The organism is Paenibacillus glycanilyticus (genome assembly GCF_023715145.1).
Taxonomy (GTDB): Bacteria; Bacillota; Bacilli; order Paenibacillales; family Paenibacillaceae; genus Pristimantibacillus; species Pristimantibacillus glycanilyticus_A.
Window position 1 is genome coordinate 201032 of record NZ_JAMBNP010000008.1, and the last position, 13148, is coordinate 214179.

Here is a 13148-nt window from a genome sequence, read left to right on the forward strand (position 1 = left end):
TGTTTCCCACCTCTAAATATAGAAATAACGAAGCAAGGGCATACGAATGCCCTTGCGAAGATCAAGCTTATTGCACATCTGTCATGTCATACAACCGTTTGATGCCGCTCTTGAAGCGGTCATAAGCAACAAGAGCATAAAAAGCTTGATCCGTTGCCATCAGATCTACTTCGCCAGGCTGAGCCCCGCCGTTGCCGGTACTTCCCGATTTCACATGATAGAATCCGCCGTCTGAAGCCGAATAGCTAAGCAAAGCGTTCAAGACAGAATGCCCATTCTTCACAAAACGAGTGTCCGTGTGCGGATCAATGCCAAGAGCAGTTAATGCAACAACAACCTGAGACGCGCTTTCTGAATTAACGGCTCCACCGCTTGCATACCCGCCATCGGCCCGTTGTGCTTTCGAAAGCCATGCCGTACCGCGATCAACAGCTTCTTTTACAGTCGTATTGGAAGCATAATAGGGAGCAAATGCTTGCAATACCATCGCCGTAATATCGGGATCCGCTTCAGAAGGCTTCTCTCCAAGCGCCCAGCCTCCGCTTTCGATCTCGCGACTAAGAATAAAATCAACTAAGAGCTCCTTAGTAGTCTGTGTCTTCACACTGGCATCAGTCGGTATGGAGTAACCGTTACTGTCTAGCGCAATCAATGCGAAGATTGGACCATTGATTCCTTGCTTAATGACTGTCTCATAATCGGCAAGCGGCTTTGTCAGATTATAACCAGCCACATTGTGTACATCTTTGCCGATAGCCGTTAAGGCCAGAATGACTCGATCATATTCCGTGTACTTTACCGAGTGAAGCTTGCCTTGTTTTTCTTTTACGGACTGTTCAACGTTCGAATAATACTTGGAGAAATAGGAATCAGATACGGGTATTCCGGAACGAGCTAACCCCAAGACTGTCCATTCTCCCCCAACGCTCGCTATGACCGGGTCCGTTACCGCCTTCTGCAAAAAGGCAGCTGTTGTCTTGATTTGGCCTTGTACTTCCAGCTGCTTGGCATCAACCGGGTTGCTGCCGGCAGATTGCTTGTAATCATAAGAACGTATGGCCACAACGGCTGCCATCTCGCGTGTCACTTTGGCATGCGGATCAAACTTGCCGCCTGATCCTTGCATCAAGCCAGTATGCACTATCGTTGCGATATCTGACTGCGCCCATACCGATGCAGCCTGCAAATCATTTATCGCTGTTTCAGGTACTGTTGCTTTGATACCAAGCGCCCGAACAATTGTCACGGCCATCTCTTCACGGGTAATGCTTGCATTAGGATTAAAATGCTGCTGATACCCGTTCATATATCCAGCTTGTGCAACCGCGTTGACATATGGCGCAAACCAGTCTTTTGATGTAACATCGCTAAACCCTGCTGTTGAATCCGTTGTTGGCAACGCTAGTACGGACACGAGCATTTTTGCAAATTCCGCTCTGGTAACGAAGTCTGTAGGATGAAACTTACCGCCACTGCCCTGTACGGAGCCTTTGTCCGATGCTTGCTCAATCGCCTTCTTAGCCCAGTTCGAGATCTGGGAGGCGTCGGAGTATAGTTTCTCTAGTTTCGATTTCGGAGGCGTGCCTGTTTCGCCAGAACCGCCTTCTGTATCACCGTTGCCTTCCCCAATACCGTTATTATTGCCGTTCTCGCCAGGCGTTTCCCAGTCGCCCGGATCTACCCCAAGATCGATACCAAGATCGGTTGTATAACGCCATTGAAGCTTATCTCCATCCTTCAATTCGTAGAGGCTTGCTCCAATGTTCGGGTAAACACCGTTAACGTTATACATCCAGCCGCTGCCGCTGCCATGGTCGAATTCACCATCACCGTCAATAGACTGTAAATAAACGCTGTTGTATTTCGGAGTGAAGACATACTCGTACGTTAATCCTCTGTTGTCTAATATTCGTTTGAGTACGCTCCACGCAGTATCGCCGGAAAGCAGCTCAATCTTGGTGTTTGAAACGGTGTAGCCTTTGTTAATTGTTAATTTATCAACGGATAATGTTACATATTTAGTCGCTGACGGCGGAGGGTTGCTGCCTCCCCCATCTACCACGATCGTGCTTTCGGCAAAAGCAACATAGTCGGTAAAATGCTTCGTTTTTATAATCAGATCAGTGCCGTTATCATACGCGTATTCATTTTTGCCGCTTGAAAGGCCTAATGCATCGTTTGCATATTTTGTAATAGAAGTCGCGACGCCGCCTTCGATATACGCCGCGCTTTTTCCGCCCATTCCTCTAAGTGTCAATGTGACGAACTGGCTGAATTGCACGCGCGCGCTTCCGCCCATAGAGAAGGCAACGGATACTTGATCAAGTTTCTTACCGCTGGCAATAATTGAACTTAACTGAGCTTTCAAGGCGATGTCATTAGAATTTAAGGTAGTAAGCAAATGAATGCCCGCAGAATCTCCCGATGATACTTGAGTGCCTTGTGAAATAAGTAAAGAATTATTGCCTTTTATTGCTTCAATTTGGGGCAAGGAGGTGTTAAGCGGGAGGCTCAGCTTCACATCGGATATTTTCCCGCTTGGAATTGAAATACCGATTTGTTTACTGCCGTCTGCTGCTGTAACTGGAATGCGGTAATTCACTGAATCATCCGGGACGGATACTTGCGGCGTATTGCCTGGAGGCAATGCCAGATCCCCTGGATTCGCAGGTTGATCCGTAGAAAGGGTAACATCCGTCATGTCATACAGGGAATGCTTCTGTTTCAGGAAGCGGTCATAAGCAACAAGGGCATAGGTGTCTTGATCGGTCGCCATTCCGTTGACGCCGCCAGTCTTTGTATGTCTGAATCCGCCGTTTGGCAGAGCATACAGCAGGAGGGCATCGATAAGAGATTGGCCATTCTTCACAAAATGAGGATCCGAATGGGAATCAATGCCTAATGCGCTGAGCGCAACAATAACCTGTGCAATACTTTCACTTGAAGAATATCCGCCGTCAATGCCGCTTTGCGATTTGGATAGCCAAGCAACCGCACGATCAGCAGCTGATTTGACGTCAGGATTGCTGTTGTAATAAGGAGCTAGTGCTTGAAGTGCCATAGCGGTAAGATCAACGTCGGTAAAACTGCCAAAACCCCATCCGCCTGCATTTTCCGTTCCTTTCTTTACCTCTTTGTCCAGTATGTATTGAATTAGATTTTCTCTTGTCGACTGAACGGCAACTCCTTTTACGACTGGAATCTCATAGTTATGGCTGTCAAAAGCAAGCAAAGCAAAGGTAGGACCGTTAATGCCTTGGGCAATTACTTTATTGAAGTCAGCCAGCTTCTCCAGTTGGTTATAACCACCTACATTCGTTACATCCTTACCGATAGATGTCAGGGCCAGAACTACTCTGGAATGCTCGGTATATTTATCCGGATCCAATACATTTTGTTTATCTTGAACAGCAGCTATAACCTTGCTGTGATAGGAATTATAATAGCCTTCCGGCACTTCATAATTACCACGGGCCAAAGTCAATACGGACCATTCTCCGTTAAGTGTCCCAAAAACGGGGGTGGTAACAGTGGACAAAATATAAGCTAGATTACGCTCAACATATTGTCCAATCGTAACTGCTGCGCTTGTTTTATATGTGACGGAGTACGTTTGAGATGCTTGATTACCCGATCTGTCAATGGCTTTAATGACAAGTGTATTCAAGCCTGATTTGAGGTCTGCCGTATACTGGCCGCTTGATGGCTGCAACAAGTTACCGTTCAACTTAACTTCCGGTGCAATCGTCTGTGGCACATTGTCTGTTACAGATATGGTAAAGGCAAGTTGCTGTTGGCTGACAACCTGATTGTTAGTCAGTCCGCTCGTCGTAATAGTTGGAGGTGTCGTATCTTGTGCACCTTCGAGCTCCATAAGTGCCGCATCAATATCCTCTTGCGTACTTTCCATGTTTTTCAGCAAGGCGTAAGCCTGTTCATAGGCTGTGCCAATCGCTTCGTTTAGCAGTAAATCTTCTTTATTTGGTGCACTGTTTATTTCGGCAACAGCTTCTGTTAAGGCATCCTTATTGGCAAGATGGATACTACCACACTCGTTGCCCAGGTCTTCGCCAAAGCCATACACAGTGAACTGTGTACGGATGACATCACCATCTTGAGGCTCATAATCCGAGAATCCAACAGGAGGAAGCGTATTATTAACCGCATACATCCATCCGGACATAAAAGTATAATCGAATTCCCCCAGCCAATCGGCATTGGATTTTGAACCGAACTGCATATTTTGCTCTGCCATCAAAGTTTGAATATAAGTTGGAAGCATTACCGGCGAGGGATCATTATCCTTCACATAGGACAGATAGAAAGCACGATCATTCGTGCCTGTATGCTTGTAATTCCCTTCGCCCAGAAAACGGCTGATCAACGCAGCACCATTATCCCCTTCATAAAAAGGGACCTTTACGGGTTCCTTTATATAACCTTGTCCGAGCGTAAACTTCTCTACATCGAGCGTGACGTAACCTGCAGGGTTATCAGCCGGATCGGCATAAGTCACCCGAGGCGGCATTGCAATTACAGATAGCGTCAATGCCGTTACAAGCAGCCAGACTAGTATTTTATTCTTTTTCATTTGAAACTCCCTTTCTATAACTCTCTCAAAAGACTACAATTTAAAACACAGCAAAAACCCCTCAACTTCTTCAAGTTAAGGGGTCTGATTACGTATACATGTCAAAATAAGCATGCACGAATAAACACCCTCCTATCGCTCGTAGAATTTCGGTGTGAAAGCTTCAGGCAGGTATTCTGGCTTGAGCGTCAACGCTTATGCACCCTTCCCGGTTGCCCAGTGGATATATGCATAAACTCGTCTCTTACAGCGGCGGGACCGCGTGGGATTCTAACCCAACTTCCCTTTTAACCAATCCATACCACAGCTATAGGCTGCAGGTATCATTGGCACCTGATACTTATCTCATATTCAATTAGCTAGCCCATCATAACGAATAATTTTCATTTTGTCATGCTATATTTTTCAAATAAGTGCTGCTCGCAAAGCTATCTCAACTGATCCCCATGAAAGACGCGCAAAATAAACTCTCTCTCGGGAACATCCAGCTTTGCATAGGAAGCAAGAAAAGCCGTATTATCGTATTCCGCCTCCTTCAACTGCACCTCAAAGCCATCCTCGCTTACCGTAACGATCGCGTACCTTGCCGTTGGCTTGTCATTGCAGCCCAATGAACCGGGATTAACAAATACCTGCCTGTCGCTCCGGAAATAATGTACGGGATGATGATGCCCAAATCCGATAAAAGGATCCTGATACCCTTCGAACAGCTCCTCCAGATTGCGCAGGCTAGGCTCGACTATCGGGCTGAACGGGTCCTTGCTGATCGGATCATTAAACTTATCGCGAGCTATATGATAATGCGTGAACAACATGGCCTGACCGGCCACGCGTTCCCGGAGCATTCGGGGAATGTGCTCGAGCAGCGGAACAAATGCTTTATCCAGCCGCTCCGCTATCCACTCATGATGCCGTTTCGAGTGGAAATGGCTCTCAGGATAAGGCTCGCCTTTAATAAGCGCGAGTACGGCCTCATCATGATTGCCGGACACAAACGAGATATTCTCTCTAGAGAATAACGTCTGAAGAACCTCGTTCGTATCCGGACCGATGCCGATCATATCTCCCAAGCAATAGATGGAGTCAACCTTGTGCAAAGTATCGATCTCATGAAGGGCCGCTCTTAACGCAGGCATATTGCCATGGACATCCGTTATCATTGCAATCTTCTTGCTCATGCTTCTCCACCCTTCCTGCGGGTATGGCGGCCTTATTCCTTTGTAATGCTCCGAATGGAACCGTCCGCGGAACCCACGATAACGAGATTGGCCATATGAATAAATAACCCGTTATCCACGACACCCGGAATCCGGTTCAGGTCATCATGCAGGGCCTCCGGATCGGTAATCACGCCAAATTCGCAATCCGCGATATAGTTGCCGTTATCCGTTACGTACAGCTCTTCGCCGTTCTTGCGCAGCTTGGGCTCGCAGCCCAGCTTGCGCAATTTCTTAACCGTCAGCTCGAACGCAAACGGAACAATCTCAACCGGCAGCGGGAATTTGCCCAGATGCTTCACGTCCTTGCTCTCATCCACGATAATGATCAGCTGCTTGCTGGCCGCCGCCACAATCTTCTCGCGAAGCAGAGCGCCTCCGCCTCCTTTGATCAGATGCAGCTGGGGATCAACCTCGTCCGCTCCGTCAATTGTCAAGTCCAGCACATCCACATCGGCGAAAGGCATCATCGGAATGCCTACTTCCTTGGCTAGCTGCTCCGATTGAACAGAGGTGGCGACCGCTTGAATGTTAAGCCCTTCTTCCTTCACCCGACGGCCGATGGCCTGAATGGCCCAATACGCGGTTGAGCCGGTTCCAAGCCCTACTTTCATGCCTTCTTTTACAAATTCAACTGCTTTTTCTGCTGCAATACGTTTCGATTCCATGACATCACCTTTAGTTTGGTTAGAATATGTTCAATTGATTTAATTTTTAGTATAACAAAGCTATGAATGTTAGGAAATATAGGGCAGCTTATAAATAAAGGCACATCCCCGCTCCATCTGAGCGAAAATGCGCCTGCGTCCTTCTTGTTCTATTACATAAACCATGCCGATCACGGGCAAACTTCGTACGCAGCCCTAATTTCGTTGCTTACACAGCAAAGATGTGATTGCCGATTTGAACGGTTTGCTTGCGGGACCAAATCCACTGCGAAGTTGCCGTCTTCGGATTAAAATAATACAACGCGCCTTGCGTTGGGTCATTGCCTTCAAGCGCATCCAGCGCTGCTTTGTAAGCCGTTGAGTTTGGCTTCAGATTATACTGGCCGTCGTCAACGGCAGTGAAAGCGCCGCTTTCTTCAATAACGCCCTTCACCGTTTTCGGAAATCCGTCAGCAGCAAGCCGGTTCAGCACAACTGCCGCAACCGCAACTTGGCCCTTGTAGGATTCACCGCGTGCTTCCGCATAAATAATCCGTGCCAGAAGATCCAGCTCTTTCTGGTTTACGGACTTTTTCTTCAGCTCCGTCCATGTTTTCTCGCCCGATACTCCGTCCGCTTGCAGCCCGGAGTCCGCCTGAAACTTGCGAACAGCCTCTTCCGTCATTTTCCCATAAAAAGTGGTAATGGCGGTATTATCGAAATATCCCAGCGTCTTCAAACGGAATTGCAAATCCGGAACATCCGGACCGTAGCTGCCATAGCTCAAAGTAGCTGGCGCTGCTGCTTTCGCGGCTTGCAGCGGCATGGCGACCGTCATCATAAATGCTAGAATAATGGAAATACTATATTTATAAATTTGATTATTAATCAAGTTTAATACTCCTCTCATTTTATTAATAATTGTATAAAATCATTAATTGGAATAATTTTGTTGTGTAACGGCTGGTTTCAAACGAGTTTAACATAGAAATTATCGAATAGTAACCCAAATACATTAATTACATTTATTTGCTAAGCTAACTTTTTCCTCCCACCGCTAACCTTCCTAATTGTTCATTAACGTTTGAATTGGTACAATATAGGAAGATTTGAAACGAGGTGAACAGCAATGAATGTGATCAAAATCAAGGATCGGCAGGAGCTCGACCGGCGTGTGCCGATGATGCCCTGGTATGTGGAGAAATTTATTAACTATAAGCTTCCGGACCTGTCTCCCTCTTCTTTGCTGGAGTATATAAGAGATTATGAGACGTTTATGGGATGGCTCATTGCAGAGGGGTTATCCCGTGCGGAGAAGGTTAAGGATGTCGAGTTGATTGAGCTCGAACGGCTGCATATGGACAGCATCGACAGCTTCCGGATGTTCCTGATGACGAATCCCAACCACAGCAATACAAGAACAACGATTACCCGCAAGCTGTCTTCTCTCCGTTCGCTCTTTCATTATTTGAGCCAGATCGCGGAAGATGAGGAGTTCTACCCGCTGCTGAAGCGGAACGTCATGGCCAAGGTTTCCATCAAGCGGACGAGTAAGCCGAAGGATACGGCGGCCAAGCTGGAAGGCAAGCTGCTTCAGGAAGAGGAGATTTCCGAGTTCCTGGCCTACATCCATGCCGATTATGAGAAAGACGTGGCTTCCAATAAACAAGCGCTCTACTCCTACAAGCTGAATCAGACAAGAGACAGCTGCATCATCAGCCTGATTCTGCATTCCGGCCTTCGCGTATCCGAAGTGGTGAATCTGAACGCGGAAGATATTGACGTAAAGAAGAAGCTTGCTTATGTCTTTCGAAAGGGCAAGAATGACGATACCTTTAAGACGCCTGTCTATTTCCGCCAGGAAGCGGTAGAGGCGTTGACTGCGTATCTGCAGCTGCGGGACACCCACTACAAAGCGCCGAAACGCGAAAAAGCCCTCTTCCTTGCCATTGCTAACGGCAAAAAAGAAGGCTCTCGAATGACTAAACGCGCCATTCAGGAAATGGTTATCAAATATGCGAAACGTTTCGGCAAGCCTTACTTAAGCGTACATAAGCTTCGCCATTCGTTCGCAACCGATTATTACTTGCGCAACGATATCTATATGACGCAGGAGCAGCTTGGGCACGCCTCGCCGGAGACGACCCAAATCTACGCCCATCTTACGGATAAAACGATGGCTGAAGCAATCGACCGCATCAAGCAAGCGAGCGAAGCGGCCAACTAAGCCTGCACTTGCGACAGCACGGCCTCCTGCATGTTAAGCTGCGTATTCACCAGCTTTGCGTAAACGCCGCCATGCTTCATTAACTCGTTATGCGAGCCTTGCTCCGCAATTCGCCCATCCTGGACGACAAGGATCAGATCCGCATCGCGTACCGTCGACAGGCGGTGCGCGATGATAAAGGCCGTTCTGCCGTTCAGCAGGGTCTCCAGCGCTTCCTGAATATGCTGCTCGGTCTCCGTATCCACGCTGGAAGTCGCTTCATCCAGAATTAGAATGCGGGGATCGGATAGCAGCACCCTGCCGAAGGCAAGCAATTGCCGCTGGCCAACCGAGAGCTTGGATCCGCGCTCCTCTACCTCTGTTTCATAGCCATCGCTCATCGGAGCCACTACCCGGTCAAGCCGGACACTTTCCGCTGCCTGAATCATCTGCTCTCTAGTTGCCTCATCATTCCCGTAACGAAGGTTCTGCTCAATCGTTCCCGAGAAAATAAACGAATCCTGAAGCACAATCCCCATCTGCCTGCGCAGAGACTCCAGCGTCACGTCTTTTACATCCAATCCGTCAATCGTAACCTTCCCGCCGGTTGCATCGTAGAATCGCATGAGCAGGTTAACGATTGTACTTTTGCCCGCTCCGGTAGGTCCTACAAGAGCAACCCGCTGACCCGGACGAACCTTGAAGCTTACTCCGTGCAGTACATCCGGCTTGGATTCTTCGTAACGGAACGATACGTTCTCGAACGCTACTTCTCCGCGAATATGCGGCATGCGGCGAGCGTCGGCTGCATCGGTTACCTCGGCATCCGTATCGAGAATCTCAAAGATCCTTTCCGCGGAGGCCATCGCCGACAGCACCTGGCTGTAGACCTTGGACAATGCGCTAAGCGGTCCCCAGAAACGCCACAAGTAATTGATGAAGGCCATCACAAAACCGATTGTGAGCGCACCATCAATAACTTGAGAGGCGCCAAACCATATCACGATGCAAGTTCCGATCATCCCTACCAGCTCTACAAGCGGATAGACCGTGGATTCCAGCATAATCGCGCGCATGAAAGCCTGTTTATTCCGGAAGTTAATCCCTTCGAAGCGCGCGCTGTTCTTATGCTGACGGGAGAAGGCCTGCACAACGCGAATGCCTTGAATCGTCTCGTTCAAATGCCCGTTAATCGCCGACATTGTCTTGCGTGAACGGGTCCATGCCCCTTCAATGCGGGGACGCAGACGGTTCACGATGAGATAGAGCAGCGGCATCATGATGAATGATAGCAGCGCCAGCTTCCAGTCCATCCACAGAAGGATGGCCACAATCCCGACGAGATGCGTAATTTCCATAACCGTCGTAATCAGGCCGCCGTTAATCAGCTCGCCAATGGCATTTGTATCATTGGTAATCCGGGACATAATCTTGCCCGCCGGACGTCCGTCGAAGAACCGGAAGGACAACTTCTGCAGATGATTGAACAGCTGCTGACGGAGATCGTACAGGATACGCTGGCCGGTGAAGTTAATGAATTTGGTATGAACCCAGCCGCAGCCCCACCCGATTATCTTAATCCCAAGCAAGGTAATGCCAAATAGATGAATAGCCGTAAAATCCCCTTTGGTTATGCCTTCATCGATCAAATACCCAAGCAGCAAGGGCTCTGCAAGGCTTAATATCATATTGATAAGGACAACGCCTATGATGAAGGCAAGCGTCTTGCGATAAGGCTTCAGATAACCAAGAAGGCGCTTCATATAGACGAGATTAAACGGTTTCTCTTCAATCTCGCTGTCGTCATCCCATTCCACTTGACTCATGTATTCCCCTCCAGTCCATTAACGTCCTGCAGCTAGCTTCTGCCGTTCAAACAGCTGACGGAAGAATCCGTTCCGCTCGCTTAGTTCCTTATGCGTACCCTGCTCGATCAAACTTCCTTGTTCCAGAACAAGGATGCGGTCAGCATGCTGAATCGAGGACAAACGCTGCGCAATAATAAAGGTGGTTCTGCCCTTCATGACTTCTAGCAAAGCTTCGTGAATGGCAGATTCCGTTGCCGTATCTACGCTGGCTGTCGCTTCATCAAGCACCAAAATTGGTGGATTCATTAGAATCGCTCTTGCCAGCGCCACGCGTTGTCTTTGACCGCCGGAGAGTCCAACCCCCCGTTCGCCGATTAAAGTATCATAGCCATGAGGCATCGTCGTAATGAAATCATGGATCTGCGCTTTCTGGGCAGCAAGCTCGATTTGCTCCATGGTTGCATCCGGATATCCGTATGCAATATTGTCGCGGATCGAGGCGGAGAACAGGAACGTCTCCTGCGGCACGATGCCGACACTGCGGCGAAGACCATCCAGTTCGTATTCCCGAACATCCGTGCCGTCAATCCTTACATGACCATCCGTCACATCGTAGAACCTGGAGAGAAGAGCAATCAAGCTGCTTTTCCCGGAGCCCGTTGCGCCAAGCACGGCAATGACTTCACCCTGCTTCACCTCGAAGGAGATGTTGTTCAGAATCGGATTATCCTTCGTTTGGTCCTGGTCGTTGAAGAAGAAGCTGACATCCCGGAATGAAACCTGCCCGCGCATGTTATTTGTTGTAACGCCTTTTTTCGGCGAAATAATATCGCAAGGGGTATCCAGTACCTCGAACACGCGCGGCGCCGCCTTGATTGCCTGCTGCATAATATTGATCTGCCAGCCCAGCATGTTAAGCGGCCAAATAATGCCCCATGTATACCATTGGAAAGCCATGAACGTACCAAGCGTCATTTCCCCGCGCGCAACGTATACCGCTCCCAGCCAGATCATAAGTACAAAGGTCAGGCCGCCAAACAAGCCCATGAGCGGAAACGCTTTCGCCTCCAGCTTTGCCCGGTCCATATTGGTCTCGAAATTCTGTTTATTCCGCTCGGCGAATTTCTGCTGCTCCACTTCTTCCGTAGCAAAGGATTTGACGACACGGATGCCTGCGATGTTCTCCTGAAGCGTCGTCGTAAGGCGTCCGGTCTGTTCCCGAATACTGGACCATGCGGGACCAACCTTTCTGCTGAACCACCACAAGACAAGCAAGATAAGCGGAATCGTGACGGTACTAATTAACGTTACCTGCCAGTGCATCCATAGCATAAAGATCATCGTGCCGACAAAGGTTAATAATCCGGTAAGCAGCCCCATCGCGCCAAAGCCAACGAAGTTCTTAACCGCTTCGATATCGCCCGTCATACGCGACATCAGCTGACCGGTCTGCGCCTTGTCGTAATACGAGAAGGATAACCGTTGCAGCTGCGCATACAACTGCTCCCTCAGCTTGAATACAACGTTCTGTCCGACGAGCTCCTGCGAGTAGCCCTGAAGGAACATTCCCGCGCTTTTTAACACCTGCACGCCAACCAACAGTAAGGTCAGCCATAGAATAACGGATACATTGCCCTTCTTGATTCCTTCGTCAAAGATCTCGCGCAATATCCAAGGCGCTACGAGATCGAAGATGGTAGCAAACAGCATGATAACAATGGCCGCTGCCGCCCATTTTGCGCTTGGCCGCACGTACGCTAATACCCGCAATAACACTTTCACTCTCTTGTATGCCTCCCCTCTCTCCTGAAAAGAACAAAAAAAGACCCCAAGCCGCAATTAGGCTCGGGATCCTCGTAAACGATGCAAACGTCATTAAACAGATCGTTATCCGCTTAATGCTGTCTCATCGCGAAGGCGGCCTGCTCGGCATGCATGGAAATAACGAACCAGAACAATCATTGCCTGTTGTTGATTCCGCATACCGGACACCCCTTTCCCTTCGGATATATTTCGTGTAATCTGTTCGTATCGTAACAGACGGACTCTCTCTCGTGCAATAGCTGATTTTGTCGAACAGCTATTTATTTTTCAGGAATCTCCGAATTGACTCGTATCCGTAATGGAGATGCCTTCTTCCACCGCAAACTCGAAATCTTCGATATCGTATACCTGGACAGGCACTCTTGCTTCGAGCAGCTTATCTTGAAATTCGAATTGATCGGACAGAAGCGGAATTTGCAGCTTCGAGCTCGTCAGAAGCAGCTCTGTCTCAATCGGATCGAAAAATTCGCCATAATGCGCATTATCAACGGCATGTACAATCGTGAAATGAATCCTGTCATTTAAGATGAGCGGCGAGCTTTCACGCCATGGCACCTGCATGGACCGCTCGATTTTCTTCCGGTTCAGCGGATCCTCGAAAAACGTAATGAGTTCGCCAATCTTGCTCTTAACATGCGCGTCATCATCCGGATCATCCATTACTGGCTCTGCCCCATCTCTCATATCGTACAACTCAAGTATTGATGAATAAGGCACGACGTAATCAATCGGACGGCTCGGAATAAGTAGATGTCCATACGTTGCAACCATAACCGCTTCTATAACAAATCGCCGTCGCATATTTGCCCCTCCTTCTCTAACCACGGTTCCACATTATTATACAATAATACAACC

Annotated in this window: 8 protein-coding genes and 1 riboswitch; of the genes, 1 reads left to right on the plus strand and 7 read right to left on the minus strand. The window is 48.5% G+C overall.

What is annotated here, in order from left to right; genetic code table 11:
* Positions 1-67 precede the first annotated feature (67 nt).
* The 4 genes from M3194_RS21550 to M3194_RS21565 all read right to left on the minus strand — a co-directional run bounded on the left by M3194_RS21550 (position 68) and on the right by M3194_RS21565 (position 7296).
* Entirely contained in the window at positions 68-4591 is a 4524-nt protein-coding gene (locus M3194_RS21550; RefSeq protein WP_251656141.1) for an S-layer homology domain-containing protein, read from the minus strand.
* Positions 4592-4740: 149 nt separating this feature from the next.
* A riboswitch (cobalamin riboswitch) is annotated at positions 4741-4943 on the minus strand.
* 76 nt (positions 4944-5019) lie between these two features.
* The gene (locus M3194_RS21555) at positions 5020-5769 is read right to left on the minus strand and encodes a metallophosphoesterase family protein (protein ID WP_251656142.1); all 750 of its coding nucleotides are present in this window, start codon (positions 5767-5769) and stop codon (positions 5020-5022) included.
* A 32-nt stretch (positions 5770-5801) separates the two neighbouring features.
* Positions 5802-6476 carry a ribose-5-phosphate isomerase RpiA gene (gene rpiA, locus M3194_RS21560; protein ID WP_251656143.1) on the minus strand — a complete coding sequence of 225 codons (675 nt, stop codon included), beginning with the start codon at positions 6474-6476 and terminating at the stop codon, positions 5802-5804.
* Between the two features lie 208 nt (positions 6477-6684).
* Positions 6685-7296 carry a cell wall hydrolase gene (locus M3194_RS21565; protein ID WP_251656218.1) on the minus strand — a complete coding sequence of 204 codons (612 nt, stop codon included), beginning with the start codon at positions 7294-7296 and terminating at the stop codon, positions 6685-6687.
* Positions 7297-7584: 288 nt separating this feature from the next.
* On the opposite strand from M3194_RS21565, the gene xerS reads away from it, so the two are divergent.
* Entirely contained in the window at positions 7585-8682 is a 1098-nt protein-coding gene (xerS, locus tag M3194_RS21570) for a tyrosine recombinase XerS (RefSeq protein ID WP_251656144.1), read from the plus strand.
* Here the strand turns inward: xerS and M3194_RS21575 are convergent.
* The 3 genes from M3194_RS21575 to M3194_RS21585 all read right to left on the minus strand — a co-directional run bounded on the left by M3194_RS21575 (position 8679) and on the right by M3194_RS21585 (position 13094).
* Positions 8679-10487, minus strand: a complete 1809-nt coding sequence (locus tag M3194_RS21575) for an ABC transporter ATP-binding protein (protein WP_251656145.1) — start codon at positions 10485-10487, stop codon at positions 8679-8681. The two genes, xerS and M3194_RS21575, sit on opposite strands and share 4 nt — an antisense overlap.
* An 18-nt stretch (positions 10488-10505) precedes the next feature.
* Complete coding sequence (locus M3194_RS21580) at positions 10506-12251, minus strand: ABC transporter ATP-binding protein (RefSeq protein ID WP_251656146.1); 1746 nt, start codon at positions 12249-12251, stop codon at positions 10506-10508.
* A 309-nt stretch (positions 12252-12560) separates the two neighbouring features.
* Positions 12561-13094 (minus strand): ADP-heptose synthase, encoded by a 534-nt coding sequence (locus tag M3194_RS21585; RefSeq protein ID WP_251656147.1) that lies wholly within the window; start codon positions 13092-13094, stop codon positions 12561-12563.
* Positions 13095-13148 lie beyond the last annotated feature (54 nt).